The following is a 15,919-nucleotide window of genomic DNA, read 5'->3' on the forward strand; positions in this document are numbered from 1 at the left end:
CATTTTTGAGAGGCGTCTTTTTTATCTATTTTTTTAGGTCTTGTGTTATTCCTTTAAAAACTTCTCGTAATAAACTTTATCCTTAGTCTGAATTTTCAGATAATAAGTTCCTTTGGCAAAATCTTCAACTTTTACAGATTTTATTCCGGTGTTTTTTCTGATCAGTCTTCCCAGATTGTCATAGACTTCTAAGGATTGCACTTCATGATCTGTAGCAACGTTTAAAATGTTTTTAACCGGATTAGGGAAAATGGCAAATTTTTCTTTTTTAACAATTTCAGAAGTATTCAGAACATTATTGTACAGTCCTCCGAAATTGAGGATTCCATAACCCATCTGATCGGTATGCGCTGGATAGAGTGACGCAGTCTGCCTTAGTTTTATCCTGATCTGTTCCCTGTTCATAGAGGGGAAAGCCTGTATAACACACGCCGCTCCTCCGGCTGCAATAGGAGTGGCGATAGAAGTTCCGTTAACAACTGCTGTTGAGTTATTGTTAACCGTAGTGGTTGCAGTTCCTCTTGCGCTTCCGTCCGGTTTTACTACTCCCAGAGAATTAGGTCCGTAAGAAGAAAATCCTGAAGAAGCTCCGGCTCCGTCTACCGCTCCGATGCTGAATACTTTGGCGTTGTCAGAAGGAGTGGTGAGATAATGCCAGGTCTGCTGTCCTGCATTTCCTGCGGCTACAAGAACAAAAATTCCTTTATCAGCGGCTATTCCGGCAGCTCTTGCAATGAAAGAAGTGCTCCCGTTCATATCTGCATATACATAGTTGTAGCGTGGATCATCAAAAACATTATACCCAAGAGAGGCTGTGATAATATCTACACCTTTCCGGTCTGCCTGTTCAGCAGCTTCAATCCAGTATATTTCCTCCAGCGGAACTTCACCTACTGCATTTTCACTTCGGTAAAGGTAAAAATCTGCATCAGGAGCAGACCCTACAAAAGTATTCTGAATATAGCCTCCAATAGCTCCCAGAACAACAGAACCGTGATTATGGAGGGAAGTATTATAAATATCAGCAGTTTTGGTTACAAAGTCATAACCTTCTTTAATCTGATTGTTGGTCCGGAGACGTTCAAAAGCCGATCCCGTGTTCACATAGGGGAAGCCTGTATCAATGACAGCAATGGAAATTCCTGTTCCTGTATATCCTGCAAGATGGAGAGGGCGTATATTCACCTGGTCAATCTGGTCTGAGCCGGAGCCATAATCAAAAACGGTAAGTTCCTTCTGTGCTCCGGAAATATCATTCCACTTACTGGCTGATGCCGTTTTAGGAATGGCCGGACTGTTTCTGGCAAAACGTTCTACCGAAGATACATACGGCTGTGCCTGGAGAAGGGCTATCTGTGCTGAGGTAGCATTCACCGCCACACCGTTCAGCCATTTGGAATAATCTGTAACCGTAAATCCCAGGTTCTGAAGATTCTGCAGATAAGAGGTTTCAATAGGAGCATCCTGGTCATTAAGCGGAATGCCCAGTGCTGTACGCCTGTTGAGGGATTTTTGACTCAACTCCGAAAGCGGATTGGCATAAAAGGCTGCTTTGTTGGGCTTATCTGTAAAATGTACAAAAACAAGTTCTGTTTGTGCCATTAATGAAGAATAACCTGTTAAAAGACAAAAGAGTAAAAGTTTTTTCATACAGTTATTTTCTATAAAGATAAAACAAAATCAATAAAATTTTTGATAGGATATTAAATTCCTTATTTTTACAGAAATATTTGTTTATGAAAAAAATTCAGATGGTTGACTTACAAAGTCAGTATTACAAAATAAAGAATGATGTAGATAATGCGGTTTTAAATGTAATGGATTCAGCGGCTTTTATCAACGGCCCGGAAGTAAAGTCTTTCCAGAATGAATTGGAATCTTATTTAGATGTAAAACATGTGATTCCCTGTGCAAACGGAACAGATGCTTTACAGATCGCATTGATGGCTTTAGACCTGAAAGAAGGGGATGAAGTGATCACTGCTGATTTTACTTTTGCCGCTACAGTAGAAGTTATTCATTTGCTGAAATTGAAATCAGTTCTGGTAGATGTAGATTACGATACATTCACAATCTCAACAGAGAAGATCAGAAAGGCAATCACGCCAAGAACAAAAGCGATTATCCCTGTTCATATTTTTGGACAGTGCGCCAATATGGAGGAAATTTTAAAGATTGCTGAAGAACATAACCTTTATGTAATTGAAGACAATGCACAGGCAATCGGAGCGCAATATACTTTTTCAGATGGTACTGAAAAGTATGCTGGAACCATGGCTACTGTAGGAACTACCTCATTTTTCCCGTCCAAAAACCTAGGGTGCTATGGAGACGGAGGCGCCATCTTTACCAATAATGATGAACTGGCGCACCGTTTAAGAGGAATTGTAAACCATGGAATGTACGAAAGATATTACCATGATGAGGTTGGGGTGAATTCAAGATTAGACAGCATTCAGGCAGCCGTTTTAAGAAAAAAACTTCCCCACCTGGATTCTTACAACGAAGCGAGGAGAAAAGCAGCAGATTATTACGATGAAGCGTTTGCAGGGCATGAACATATTCTTACCCCGCGAAGATCAGAAAGTTCCACCCACGTATTCCACCAGTATACGCTGAGAATTCTGAACGGAAAACGTAACGAGCTTCAGAAGTTTCTGACAGAAAAGGAAATCCCTGCAATGATCTACTATCCGGTAGCATTAAGAAATCAGAAGGCGTATTATCAGGAAAGCAATGACGCAGATTTTGTAAATACGGACAAGCTTCTGGATCAGGTAATCTCTTTACCGATGCATACTGAATTAGATGAAGAGCAGCTGAAGTATATCACGGATGCGGTGCTTGAGTTTATGAAATAATGAAAAGAAAGATTTTTCAATATGGTGTAGTCTATTGGTCAGTAATACTGATTAATGCAATCATAACATTCTTTTATCTTAACTATTGTTATTCCATATTGATAAGTTCTCATATTAACTCTAAAGATATTCTTCCGTTAGCGTTGATTGTACTGATAGGAGGATTTTCTCCTATCGCACTGTTTTTTTTAATAAAAAGAATCGGCTTGAGGCTTTAACGCAATCAATACTATTTTCTACTTTTGGATTATGGTTTATCATTGTTAGAAAATATAGATGTAAAGGAAGTAAAGTAGATCTACAAATAGAAAGTATAGGAAAACACAAAGATTAAAAATAAAATGGCAATACTTGTTACAGGTGGACTTGGATACATTGGTTCCCACACCGTAGTGGAACTGATCAATAGCGGCTTTGAGGTTGTTATTGTAGACGATCTTTCCAATTCGGAAAGGTTTATTTTAAATAATATTGAAGAAATTACAGGGAAGAAACCGATTTTCTATCCGTTTGATTTAAGACGCAGAGAGCTTCTTACCCAGGTTTTTGATGCTCATCAAATTGATGGTTGTATCAATTTTGCAGCTTCAAAAGCAGTAGGAGAGAGTCAGCAAAAACCTGTAGATTATTACGAAAATAATTTATTCTCCCTGATCAATATTCTTCAGGAATTTAAAGAGAGAGAAATTTCAAACTTCATTTTCAGTTCTTCATGTACGGTATACGGACAGGCTGAAAAAATGCCGATCGATGAAAATACTCCCCTGAAGCTTCCTGAAAGTGTTTATGGGAAAACCAAGCAGATGGGAGAGGAAATCCTGATTGATTTTGCAAAAGCATATAACCGGAAAATCTCACTGCTAAGATATTTCAACCCGATTGGGGCTCACCCTTCAGGTTTATTGGGCGAGCTGCCGATTGGAGTTCCGAATAATCTGGTTCCTTATGTAACTCAGACTGCTGCCGGAATCCGTGAAAAGCTGAGCATCTGGGGAGATGATTATGATACAGAAGACGGAACAGCAGTACGTGATTATATTTACATCGTTGATGTGGCAAAAGCTCATGTAAGTGCACTAAAAAAGCTGATGCAGAGTGATTCTGATGAAGCAGTAGTTGATATTTATAATCTGGGAACAGGAAAAGGTTCCTCCGTACTGGAAGTTGTAAAAGCTTTTGAAAGAGCGAATAACGTACAGGTTCCTTACCAGATCTGTCCGAGAAGAGAAGGCGATATTACAGTGGCTTATGCCAATGCAGACAAAGCTGAAAAAGAGCTGCACTGGAAGTCTGAAACTTCACTGGAAGAATCTTTAAGAACAACCTGGGAGTGGCAGAAATATCTTCAGTCCAGAAATAACTAAAAAACACCTATATCATGGCTTGGAATCCCGAAGTATACGATCAGTTCAAAGAAGAGCGTTCCGCCCCATTTTTTGACCTGCTGAAGCTCGTGAAATCAAAAACAGACCTTTCTGTTATAGATCTTGGATGCGGTACAGGAGAACTCACCTCTAAACTTTTGGATTATCTGGAGGATTCTAAAGTTGTAGGAATAGATTCTTCCGCTGAAATGCTTGAAAAAGCAGCTCATTACCAAACAAGCCGGCTTCATTTTGAACAGAGATCAATTGAAGACCAGTTGAATCTGCCTGATACTTTTGATCTAGTTATTTCCAATGCTGCTATCCAATGGTGCAGTAATCATAAAGAGCTTTTCCCAAGAATTATCAGTAAAGTAAAAGAAGGAGGGCAGCTTGCCATACAGATTCCTTCCAATCATGAATATATTGTTCATCAGCTGTTGAGAAAGGTGGCTGAGAAAGCACCTTATAAAACAGCCTACAACTCCTGGCAGAGAGAATATACAGTTTTAAAGATTGAAGATTATGCTAATATTTTATTTGAAAATAAAGGCAAAGAGATCACTGTTTTTGAAAAAGTATTTCCCCATGTTCTTGAAAATGCAGATGCGGTATTTACCTGGGCTTCAGGAACAGCGATGATTCCATATATAGAAAAGCTTCCTGATGAACTGAAAGAAGAATTTAAAAAAGAATATAAAAACGAATTACAACATATTTTCCCTGAATCACCGGTCTTTTATCCTTTTAAAAGAACGTTTATTTCAGCGCAATTTTAATTTAAAACAATATGAAGACACAAAAAATAGGTATTACCTTTTCCTCATTTGACTTATTGCACGCAGGGCATATTAAAATGCTTGAAGAAGCCAAAACAGTATGTGATTATTTAATTGTGGGCCTGCAGATTGATCCGTCCCACGACAGACCCAATAAAAACAGGCCAAGCCAGACAATTGTAGAAAGATATATTCAGTTAAAAGCAGTAAATGCCGTTGACGAAATTATTCCTTATTATACCGAAGAAGACCTGCTGGACATCCTGAAATCTTTTGTAATTGATGTAAGAATCATTGGTGATGATTATATGAACAGAGATTTCACAGGTAAACAGTATTGTGAGGAAAAAGGAATAGAAATCTTTTATAACAAAAGGGATCACAGATTTTCCACGAGCGACCTGAGAAGAAGGATTTATGAGGCAGAAAAAGAAAAGTTTGAACAGACTGAAACGGTAAAATAAAAAAATCCCGAAAATTTAATTTTCGGGATTTTTTGTGATTACATCGGACCTTGCTGGTCGTCGCCGGATTCATTGGCGTTGATGTCTTTTTTCTTTTTAGGCTGTTCTATTTTTTCACCTTGTTTGAAACGGTAAGTTAAAGCAATAGAGAACTGTCTTGGCTGCCACTGCATATAGTTTCGGCGGGAATAGTCGCTGTTAAAACTTAATACCTCTCTGTTTCTGGTGTTGAAAATATCCTGAATATTGAAAGAGATGGTTCCGTCACCTTTCCAGATCGTTTTGGAAGCACCAAGATTCAGCGCATACATATCTTCTGTATTCTGGTTGGCTGTTTTTTGAGCTCCTCTGTAAAACCCTTGAAGCTGTACACTTAATGTTTTATCAATCTTGAACGTGGTATTAAGACGGGCTCTGGTAGAAAAACCATCACCAGTGAAATTCATCGATCCTGTTTTCACATTCCCTTCTGAATCTTTGGTGTCATAATAGGCAATACCGGTTGTTTTATATCCGAACATGTCTAAACTACCCATAATCTTTAACCATGAGAAAGGATCGTAAGTGAAATTCAGGTCCAAACCATAACGGTCATCATTTCCAAGGTTAATCGGCTTGGTATAGAAAACGCTCTGACTTTCATCCGGTCTGTAAACAAGCATTTTGGTATCATCCGTTGCATGTCTGTAGTAAAGGGTAGGATTAACGGTGAATTTCTTTCTTGTAATGTTATATCCTACTTCATATGAATCTACATACGATGGATTCAGATCAATGTTTCCTTCAAAAACATTCTGGCTGTTGCTGTAGTTTGGGAAAGGAACCATAAAGAAAGATCTAGGTCTGTCAATTCTACGTGAATAGTTGACTAAAATCTGGTTGTTCTTTGAAATGTCATAACTTAAAAATAAACTCGGGAACAGGTTGTTATAATTTTTAGTTTTATTAAAAGGATCCTTATTTGGATTCTGGTTTATATAATCGATCTTAACATTTGAAAGTTCATCTCTTAATCCTAACTGATAGGCAAACTTTTCTCCGACTTTACTTTTAAACTGTAAGTAGAAGGCATTGAACATTTCACGATAATTCGTGTTATTGTTGTAATCAAGAATAAACGGATTATTGGAAGTACTGTTTACCGTATTGTCATAATCATTGTTGTTGACATCTATTCTGTATCCGGCTTCAAGCTTAGACTGTTCACCAATCGGAAGTTCATAATCTGCCTTTCCGATAATGGTTTTACTCACAGAATATCTGCGGGTAATATCCTGCTGAACGAAAGCTGCATCTTCAGTTTCCAGAATGTTGGAATTGTTAACGCTTCTGTTTCGCTGTACACTTAATGAGACGGATAAATTCTGTCCTTTATCGTCAAATTTATGATCCAATCCTAAATCTCCTTGAAAAGCGAGGTTGGTACTTCTTCCTTCAGAACCTCTTTGTCCGAAAGGGGTAAGCAGGCTCCATGCTGCCTGGCTTTTGTTATATCTGTAAAAGCTGTTATACGTGTTCAGAAGTTCACTGTTATCACTTTCAAATGTTCTTACAACTCCTGAGAAATTAAGGGAGGTTTTATCTGAAATATCATACACAAAACCGGCACTGGCGTTATAATTTTTGTTATAACTTTTGTTTCTGGAGTTTTGAAGCTGATAGGTAGGAATATCATTGGGCTGTACAAACGGATTGGCACTAGGGTCTACATCAGGAAAGACAAGACTGTGGTAGGTCGTTTCTGTATCGTTTTTACTCTTGTTTTCGGAATAACCGCCGCCACCGTTCAGGAACCACGTCCAGTTATTTTTTCTCCAGCTTAAATTAGTATTAAGCGCAGTTCTCGGAAGATAGCCTAAAGTTCCGATCACACTTCCGTTGAAACCTATTTTTTTATTCTTTTTAAGAATGATATTCAAAATACCCGAAGTTCCACTTGCTTCAAATTTAGAAGAAGGGTTGGTGATTACTTCAATTCTTTCAATCTGGTCGGCAGGAATACTTTGAAGAGCATTAGCACCGTCATCAATTCCTAAAAGGGCAGAAGGTTTGCCGTTGATCAGGAATTTTACATTGGTACTGCCTCTCATAGAAACCGTACCATCCGTATCTACAGAAACAGAAGGAACATTGGAAAGGACGTCCTGAAGATTTCCTCCCTTACTTACAATATCCTGAGACGGATCGTAGGTTTTCTTGTCCAGCTCCACTTTATAAGCTTTTGTAGCGGCCGCGGTGATAACAACTCCCTGGATTTCCTGTGTTTTTCCGTCCAGTGTAGTTGTGGCTTCCGGTTGTATAGATAAAGCTCCGATATTCCCCGGGCCTGTAATGCTTTTATTGACTGTGCTCTTTTTGTAGTCAATAGCCTCTACTGTAATGTCATAATTTCCAGGGACAAGCTCCAGTTTGTACTGTCCTTTTTCATCGGTCAGCACGGCATCACTTAATGTTTTGTTGGCTTTATTGCTGAATGTTACAGAAGCATAAGGAACAGGCTGGTTGTTTTTGTTGACAACTGTTCCCGAAACTCCTGCTTTTTCCTGTGCAAAGGCCATAGCTGCGGCCGAAAGCACAAAAGTAAGCGCTAAAGTTTTTTTGGTGAAAATACTGACAATTTCCGTCTGATTCATAAGTTAGTTTTTGTGTAAAATCGCGAAAGTATACTTCTTAATATTATGAAATCGTTAAATTGGGTTGGTTTCAGAATATTACGATTTGTTTATTATTTATAGTATATAAGTATTATTTAAATGATAAAAGTTAGTTGTTGAGTTGTTAAAATAAAGTTAAAATTATTTTCTATTTGATATTTTTTGAATTCAGCCAGTCCTGATAAGCTTTTGCATTAACTGCATGCTCTTCGGCGCTTGCTGTAAATTTGTGATACCCGAATCTTGCAGGATCAGCACACATAAAAATATAGTTATTGCTTTCTGCTTCTAAAACAGCATCTACAGAGTTTTTATCCACTACACAAATTGGCCCCGGAGGAATTCCTGCATTGGCATAGGTATTATAGGGTGACGGAGTAGACAAATGCTTATACAGAACTCTTTTAATAGGTTCCTTGAAGTTTGTCTGCTTGTTGATCGCATAAATTACGGTTGGATCAGACTGAAGTTTCATGCCTTTTCTGTAACGGTTCAGATAAAGTCCGGCAATTGTTCTCATTTCATCTTTTTTGCCTCCGGATTCTTTATAAACAATGGATGCCAGCGCATAAATCTGGTCTCTTGTTAACCCGGACTGCTGCTCTTTATTTTGTCTTTCACGGGTCCAGAAATTCTGATACTGCTCATCAAACTTTTTGAAGAATTCTCTCGGGCTTACTGTCCAGAAAAAATTATACGTATCAATGAAAAAATATTTCTTCAGATCTTCCGCATTTTTATAACCTTTTTCAACGGCAATTTCATTCAGGTCGTTTACAAAATGTAAAGAATCCAGTTCTGTTTTTTTGGTTACCTTTCCGATCATCTGATACATATCCCCGAAATCTCCGATTCTGAAGCTGTTGGCCGTCTGATTTCCTGCTTTGATCATATTCACAAGACCTGTGTTTCCTGCTCCTTCCTGAAAATGATAGCGTCCGGGTTTAAAATATTTATCAAGCCCTTTATCTTTGGCTACCGTTTCAAAAGCTTCTTTATTTTTTACATATGGAGCAACAGAATCAAGCACCTGCTTAAAACTTGCTTTATGAGGAATCAGCACATAACCGTCCTTCACAACGTTGTTTCCATAATAGGTATTATAAAATCTCAAACCAAAAAATCCTGCCGCTGCCAGTACAAGCAGAACGATAATGAGAACCGTTTTTTTCATTATTAAAAAATGTTGATTAAAAGTTTCTGTTTTTAAATAAGATCTATTTTACCTCTAAAAACCTGCTTTGCGGGACCTTCCAGCCAGATATTCCGGAAAGAGTTTCCATTTTTCTCTGCATATACCTTAAGATTTCCCCCCAAAGTTTTAACTTTTACAGAGATTAGATTGTTTTTCTGCAGAAAAGTTAAAGCCGAAGCCGTAACTCCTGTTCCGCAGCTGTATGTTTCGTCCTCAACGCCTCGTTCATAGGTTCTTACGAAAATTTCATCATCCGTAATTTTTTCCACAAAATTCACATTGATGCCTTTTTCCCTGTAATTTTCTGAATTCCGGATGCCGTTTCCTTCCGCAAAAACATTGTAATTGACCAAATCCTCTACATATTTTACATAGTGAGGGGATCCTGTGTTCATTACGGTGTCTTCACCATCATTAGAAACCGTATTAACATCAATCATCTTTAATTTAATGATGCCGTTGTGGATTTCGGCTTCGTGTTCACCGTCTATTGCAATGAATTTGCATTTATCTTCAAAGATGTCAAGGAAAAAAGCAAAAGCAACCAGGCATCTACCGCCGTTTCCACACATGGTGCTTTCACCGCCGTCCGAATTATAATAAACCATTTTGAAATCATAATGATCATCATTTTCAAGAAGAATAAGTCCGTCTGCACCAATCCCGAAACGTCTGTCGCATAACTTTTCAATGATATCTTTGTTTTTAGGGAACTGCAGATCGCGGTTGTCTATCATCACAAAATCATTTCCGGTTCCCTGGTATTTATAAAATTCCATATCCTTTTAATCTAAATTTAACCAGCAAAATTACTATATTTTAAACGAAAAACGGACAGTGAAAACTGCCCGTTATGTTATTTATAATCGTTTTATCTAAATCCGCCCGACTGTCTTGTAGTACCTGTACTTGGCGGAGTGGTATTCTGAGAGCCGGAACTGTTTCTGAAACCGCCGCCGGATTCATTTCTGAACCCTCCACTCTGGTTCTGATTTTGGTTCTGATTATACTGTTGTGTATTTCTGAACCCTCCGGTATTTCTGGTTCCTTGGTTATTCTGGGAATTGTTGCTGTTCTGCGTACCTGAAGAGTTTCTGAATCCTCCGGTATTCCTGGTTCCCTGATTATTCGGGTAATTGTTGTTATTCTGATTCCCTGAAGAATTTCTGAACCCTCCGCTATTATTGCTTCTGATGCCGTTGTTATTACCGCTTCCGGTAGGTTCGCCTCTGAATCCGTTATTCGGTCTTTGCGAAGTTACTGCTCCGTTATTCCTTCTTTCCACATATACTTTTCTTCTGCTGTTGTTGTAATTATAGTAATAATAAGGAGCTCCGTTATCATAGTAATAATTAATATCGTTTCTGTAATAATAGCCGTCATTACCATAATAACCACCGCTGCCGTAATATCCGGATGGAGCATAATAGTATCCGTTGTTATAATAAGGATCTCCATATCCGTTATTGGCATATCCGTCAGTATAGGCAAGACATGATGATAAACCAACAATGACAGTAAGACTAAGCGCTATTCTAAATAAATTTTTCATGACTTTATTGTACTTTTTTCTTTTAAATTTTTTTTCCAGTTAAGGTATCCTAAGATAGCCATTATTGTAAATACCAAATATTGAACCGAAGTGATGCCAAGCTCTTTAAAAATCATCATAGGAATACAAATAAAATCTCCGATGATCCAGAAAAACCAGTTCTCAATGCGCTGTTTGGCCATAAACCACATTCCTACTAAAAATATAGAAGTGGTAAGTACATCCAGCCAGTTGGCCCAGTCAAGATGGTACAGTCCCAGGTTGGTTCCTTCCATGGAAAAATGATTGTCAATATAAGGCTTGTAATAATACACAAGTGTTACCAATGCCAGGCTGATCAAAAAAAGGAGGCCTGCAAACATCTTTTCCTTCTGGCTGGCCCAGGAAACTTCCACATGAATATGATCTTCGGAATTTTTAGACCATAAAATCCAGCCGTAAATACTCATGGCAGTATAATATACATTGATCATGCAGTCTCCCAGTAATCCGAAGTTATAAAGAATATATACGTAGATCAGTGTGGAAATAATACCGGTGGGGTATACCCAGATGTTTTTTCTGATGGAGAAATAGACACTCAGAATACCGAAAAAAGCTCCCGAAGCCTCCAGCATGATTTGCAAAGTATCATAATTTTCATAGGGCTTTACAAAGAGATCATATAAATTCATGCGGTCAAAAATAAACAAAAAATTAACACTTCCGGAAATAATTTAAATAAAGTGTTAATCAGTTTTTTAGGCTGTTTTATATAAAATAAATCATTAAAGTTTATCAATAAACGTTAAGGTTTGTAAAATTTTTATATTTTCGTAAATCCTTAATAAATAAAAAACATGTCTAAAATTTGGGTTAAGAAGCCGCTAAGTGCCTATGAGGCAGATATGCAGAAAAGTGAGCTGAAGAAAGTCCTTGGAAAATGGAGTTTAACAGCAATTGGAGTAGGTGCCATCATTGGTGGTGGAATTTTTGTTCTTACCGGAACCGGAGCTTATTACCACGCAGGGCCGGCATTGGCCATTTCGTTTATTATAGCAGGTATAGCCTGTGTTTTTGCAGCATTATGTTATGCAGAATTTGCCTCTATTATTCCTGTTGAAGGTTCTGCTTATGCGTATGCATATGGAACGGTAGGCGAAATTTTTGCCTGGGCTATGGGGTGGTGTCTCATTCTGGAATATGCCATGGCAAGTATGGCCGTTTCCGTGAGCTGGTCCGGATATTTCACCAAATTTTTGAAAATTTTCGGCGTTCATTTACCCGCCTATCTTACTTCCGATCCTGCAAGTTATACCGGAGAAGGGTTTTCAATGAATCTTCCTGCATTTATCCTTGTTTTGCTGATTACCGCATTGTTGGTAAAAGGAACAAAGGAAGCAGCAGGAGCCAATAACCTGATTGTATTATTAAAAACTTCAGCGGTTATTTTCGTAATCATTGCAGGGGTTTACATCATCTTTTCAAATACAGATCTTTATAATGCTGCTGATGGAGTTAAAAACTGGAAACCTTTTATTCCTGATCAGATAAAGATCAAGAATTCTGAAGGAGACATGGTCTCGGCCTATGGTATTCAGGGGATTATTTCCGGTGCTGCAGCCATCTTCTTTGCGTATATCGGTTTTGATGCTGTTTCTACACAGGCAGGGGAAGCAATCAACCCTAAAAAAGATGTTCCTTTTGCCATTATCACTTCATTATTAATCTGTACAGTCTTATATATCTGTGTATCTCTTGTGTTGACAGGAATGATGCATTATACAGACTTTAATCCTGAAGGGAAGTTCCCGGATGCAATTAAAGCGCCTGTTGCCTATGCCTTTGAAATTGCAGGAAAACACTGGGCCAGCAATATCGTAACCATTGCAGCTACCGTAGGACTGATCTCTGTAGTAATGGTAATGATGATGGGACAGTCCAGAATCTTTATCGGAATGGCAAAAGACGGATTGATTCCTAGATTCTTTGGTGAACTTCACCCAAAAACAAAAACGCCTTACAAAGGAATCATTCTATTAGGAACTATTGTGGCATTTATTGCTGCATTTACACCAATTTCCACATTGGCTGATATGACAAGTTTTGGAACCCTGTTTGCATTTACTTTAGTGTGTATCGCTGTTTGGGTAATGAGAAAGAAAGAACCTAATTTAATCAGACCTTTCAAAGTACCGGCTTATCAAATTGTAGTCATTTTAGGGGTGGTTATTAATTTATTTCTGATTTCACGTCTAAGTGCTCATGCATTGGAACTTTCCGCCGCATGGCTGTTATTAGGAGGGTTGATTTATTTCCTTTATGGAAAATCAAACAGTAAACTTAACAATCCTGAAAAGTATAAAAACATCGATTAATTATTCATATAAACCGCTTCGGCGGTTTTTTTATTTATGCTTATGAAAAAGATTTTTTCCGTTGTATTATCATGTTGGGGAATATGTTCATTTTCCCAGCAGATTGAAAGTTTTAAAACAATTTTTGAAGACAAAATCAGTATAAGAGCTATTGAATTGCATGATCATAAAGTCTGGTACAGCGGTACAGATTCAAAATTCGGGTATGTAGATCTAAAGGATCATAAAAATCAGAAGCAGATTAAACTTTCCGATAAGAAGCTTGAATTCAGGACGCTGGCTCAGGACAGGAACTCTTTTTATGCAATAAATATTATAAGTCCTGCTTATTTCTTTAAAATAGATAAAAAAGATCTGAAATCTCAGATAGTTTTCACTGATACCACAAAAACGGCTTTCTATGATGCCCTACACTTTGTGAATGATAAGCTGGCCTTTACATTCAGTGATTCAGATCCGGATAATATGCTGAAACTCGCTGTATTGAAAAACGGAAAGTGGAGTATGTTCAAAAATAATGTCAAATTACATAGTGGAGAGGCCGCCTTTGCTGCCAGTAACACCAATATCGCTTCATCTAAAAATTACCTGTGGATTGCAACAGGAGGCAAGGCTTCAAGAATTTTAAGGCTCAACCTGAAAAATGAAAATACAGAAGTTTTTGAAACCCCTTTTGTACAGGGAGATGGGGCACAGGGAATGTATTCAATAGACTTTTTCGGAGATCAGTTCGGAATTGCCGTAGGGGGAGATTATACAAAGCAGACTGAAAATATTAATAATATAGCAACGAGCTATGATGCCGGGAAAACCTGGCAGATCCAGGCGTCAGGAAAAAACGCAGGGTATACAACCTGTGTGAAAATTAAACCCGGATCAAAAGGAAAAGAGATTATCTCTGTCGGAGATCAGCATATCAGTTATTCATCAGATTTCGGGAAAACATGGAAGAAGATTTCCGATGAAAAAGGATTGTTTGTATGCGATTGGGTAGACGATCATTCCATCGTATTGGCCGGAAATGGCAGGATTACGCTGATGAAGCTGAAATTTTAAGCAGGGAGTTAACCAGAATTCACCATGATTCTTTCTAAAGAAATTATAAATAGTAAGTATAGAAAATAACTTCCTTTTTCCAGAATGGTTAACCCGTGTGGAAGAATGCTTAAAACAAGCCAGTCAGAAGGAGTTGATAAAAGTATTTAGATTCATTATAAAATAGAACCTAATATAATTCATAGGTTAAAATTCATCAGTAATGGTTAATTTTGCAGGATGGAATCTGATGAAGCTGAATTTCATCTTCCAATAAAATTTTAATTTTCAAGATGAACTCTTTAATAGATAAATACAATATTCCCGGACCGCGTTACACTTCTTATCCTACTGTTCCGTATTGGGATGAAACCACGTTTTCACCGGAGAAATGGAAGGAAAGTGTGATCAGGTCTTTTCATGAGAGCAATGCAGAGGAGGGAATTTCTATTTATATCCATTTGCCTTTCTGTGAGGCATTGTGTACATTCTGTGCCTGCCACAAGCGTATCACCAAACAGCACAGCGTTGAAACGCCTTATCTGGAAAGTGTGTTAAAAGAATGGAAGCTGTATCTTGATCTTTTTAATGAAAGACCAAAGCTGAAAGAATTACACCTGGGAGGAGGAACTCCTACATTTTTTTCTCCTGCCAATCTGAAAATATTGCTTGAGGGAATTTTTGAAACCGTGGATATTGCAGAGTATCCGGAGTTTTCTTTTGAAGGACACCCGAATAATACTACCAGAGAGCATTTGCAGACGTTATATGATCTTGGATTCAGAAGGGTAAGCTTCGGCGTACAGGATTATGATCCTAAGGTACAGAAAGCAATTAACAGAATCCAGCCCTTTGAAAACGTGAAAAATGTTACGGAATGGGCTAAAGAGATCGGTTACAGAGGGATCAGTCATGATCTTGTTTTCGGGCTTCCGCATCAAACCTGGGAGGCTATGGAGCATACAATCCGCAAGACTATGGAACTGAAACCTGATCGTTTAGCTTTTTATTCCTATGCCCACGTTCCGTGGGTTAAAGGAGTAGGACAAAGGGGTTTTGATGAAAATGACCTTCCAAGCGGAGAAGAAAAGCGCCGCCTGTACGAAGACGGTAAAAAACTTCTTCAGGATCTGGGGTATATTGAAGTGGGAATGGACCATTTTTCCCTCGAACATGATGATCTGTATCAGTCTCTGATCCACAAAAAACTGCACAGGAATTTTATGGGCTACACATCAAGCAATACCCAGCTGATGGTTGGATTGGGAATGTCTGCAATCTCCGATTCATGGTACGCATTTGCCCAGAATGTAAAAACGGTGGAAGAATATCAGAAAGCCGTGGAAGAAGGGCAGATTCCTGTGGTAAAAGGCCATATCCTTAACGAAGAAGACCTTACCGTAAGAAGACATATTCTGAACCTGATGTGCCAGCTTGAAACGTCTTTTGATGCCGGAAATTCTTTCCCGGAACTGGATAATGCCCTGGAAATGCTGAAGGAAATGGAAACTGATGAACTGGTGGAGATCAGTAATAACCAGATAAAAATTACAGAAAAGGGAAGAGCTTTTACAAGAAATGTAGCAATGGTTTTCGACCTTAGAATGATGAGAAATAAACCGGAGACAAGAATTTTCTCTATGACCATTTAGTAACTG

General features: G+C 38.2%; 13 protein-coding genes. 7 read left to right on the forward strand and 6 right to left on the reverse strand.

Annotation, left to right across the window (positions count from 1 at the left end):
• Positions 1–45: 45 nt before the first annotated feature.
• On the reverse strand, positions 46–1,650 hold the full coding sequence (locus AOB46_RS05685; RefSeq protein ID WP_062697165.1) for a S8 family peptidase: 1,605 nt from the start codon (positions 1,648–1,650) through the stop codon (positions 46–48).
• 86 nt (positions 1,651–1,736) lie between these two features.
• On the opposite strand from AOB46_RS05685, the gene AOB46_RS05690 reads away from it, so the two are divergent.
• The 4 genes from AOB46_RS05690 to AOB46_RS05705 all read left to right on the forward strand — a co-directional run bounded on the left by AOB46_RS05690 (position 1,737) and on the right by AOB46_RS05705 (position 5,468).
• Positions 1,737–2,861, forward strand: coding sequence for a DegT/DnrJ/EryC1/StrS family aminotransferase (locus tag AOB46_RS05690; protein ID WP_062697166.1), 1,125 nt, complete (start codon positions 1,737–1,739; stop codon positions 2,859–2,861).
• 341 nt (positions 2,862–3,202) lie between these two features.
• Complete coding sequence (galE, locus tag AOB46_RS05695) at positions 3,203–4,225, forward strand: UDP-glucose 4-epimerase GalE (RefSeq protein ID WP_062697168.1); 1,023 nt, start codon at positions 3,203–3,205, stop codon at positions 4,223–4,225.
• Between the two features lie 14 nt (positions 4,226–4,239).
• Positions 4,240–5,004 carry a methyltransferase domain-containing protein gene (locus tag AOB46_RS05700; RefSeq protein ID WP_062697170.1) on the forward strand — a complete coding sequence of 255 codons (765 nt, stop codon included), beginning with the start codon at positions 4,240–4,242 and terminating at the stop codon, positions 5,002–5,004.
• An 11-nt stretch (positions 5,005–5,015) separates the two neighbouring features.
• Positions 5,016–5,468, forward strand: coding sequence for an adenylyltransferase/cytidyltransferase family protein (locus AOB46_RS05705; protein WP_062697172.1), 453 nt, complete (start codon positions 5,016–5,018; stop codon positions 5,466–5,468).
• A 38-nt stretch (positions 5,469–5,506) separates the two neighbouring features.
• On the opposite strand, the gene AOB46_RS05710 is transcribed toward AOB46_RS05705, so the two are convergent.
• The 5 genes from AOB46_RS05710 to pnuC form a co-directional block, all read right to left on the reverse strand.
• Positions 5,507–8,101 (reverse strand): TonB-dependent receptor domain-containing protein, encoded by a 2,595-nt coding sequence (locus AOB46_RS05710; RefSeq protein ID WP_062697173.1) that lies wholly within the window; start codon positions 8,099–8,101, stop codon positions 5,507–5,509.
• A gap of 169 nt (positions 8,102–8,270) precedes the next feature.
• The gene (gene mltG / locus AOB46_RS05715; protein ID WP_062697175.1) at positions 8,271–9,296 is read right to left on the reverse strand and encodes an endolytic transglycosylase MltG; all 1,026 of its coding nucleotides are present in this window, start codon (positions 9,294–9,296) and stop codon (positions 8,271–8,273) included.
• Between the two features lie 32 nt (positions 9,297–9,328).
• Positions 9,329–10,096: a diaminopimelate epimerase gene (gene dapF / locus AOB46_RS05720; RefSeq protein ID WP_062697177.1), complete on the reverse strand. Its 768-nt coding sequence runs from the start codon at positions 10,094–10,096 to the stop codon at positions 9,329–9,331.
• A gap of 92 nt (positions 10,097–10,188) precedes the next feature.
• Positions 10,189–10,869 carry a hypothetical protein gene (locus tag AOB46_RS05725; RefSeq protein WP_062697179.1) on the reverse strand — a complete coding sequence of 227 codons (681 nt, stop codon included), beginning with the start codon at positions 10,867–10,869 and terminating at the stop codon, positions 10,189–10,191.
• Positions 10,866–11,543, reverse strand: coding sequence for a nicotinamide riboside transporter PnuC (gene pnuC / locus AOB46_RS05730; protein ID WP_062697181.1), 678 nt, complete (start codon positions 11,541–11,543; stop codon positions 10,866–10,868). The genes AOB46_RS05725 and pnuC overlap by 4 nt, the downstream gene beginning before the upstream one ends.
• A gap of 165 nt (positions 11,544–11,708) precedes the next feature.
• Between pnuC and AOB46_RS05735 the strand changes: the two genes are divergently transcribed.
• The 3 genes from AOB46_RS05735 to hemN all read left to right on the forward strand — a co-directional run bounded on the left by AOB46_RS05735 (position 11,709) and on the right by hemN (position 15,913).
• The gene (locus AOB46_RS05735; protein ID WP_062697183.1) at positions 11,709–13,226 is read left to right on the forward strand and encodes an amino acid permease; all 1,518 of its coding nucleotides are present in this window, start codon (positions 11,709–11,711) and stop codon (positions 13,224–13,226) included.
• A gap of 42 nt (positions 13,227–13,268) precedes the next feature.
• Positions 13,269–14,282, forward strand: a complete 1,014-nt coding sequence (locus tag AOB46_RS05740; protein WP_062697342.1) for a WD40/YVTN/BNR-like repeat-containing protein — start codon at positions 13,269–13,271, stop codon at positions 14,280–14,282.
• A gap of 272 nt (positions 14,283–14,554) precedes the next feature.
• The gene (gene hemN / locus AOB46_RS05745) at positions 14,555–15,913 is read left to right on the forward strand and encodes an oxygen-independent coproporphyrinogen III oxidase (protein WP_062697185.1); all 1,359 of its coding nucleotides are present in this window, start codon (positions 14,555–14,557) and stop codon (positions 15,911–15,913) included.
• Positions 15,914–15,919 lie beyond the last annotated feature (6 nt).

The organism is Chryseobacterium indologenes (assembly GCF_001295265.1).
GTDB lineage: Bacteria > Bacteroidota > Bacteroidia > Flavobacteriales > Weeksellaceae > Chryseobacterium > Chryseobacterium indologenes_A.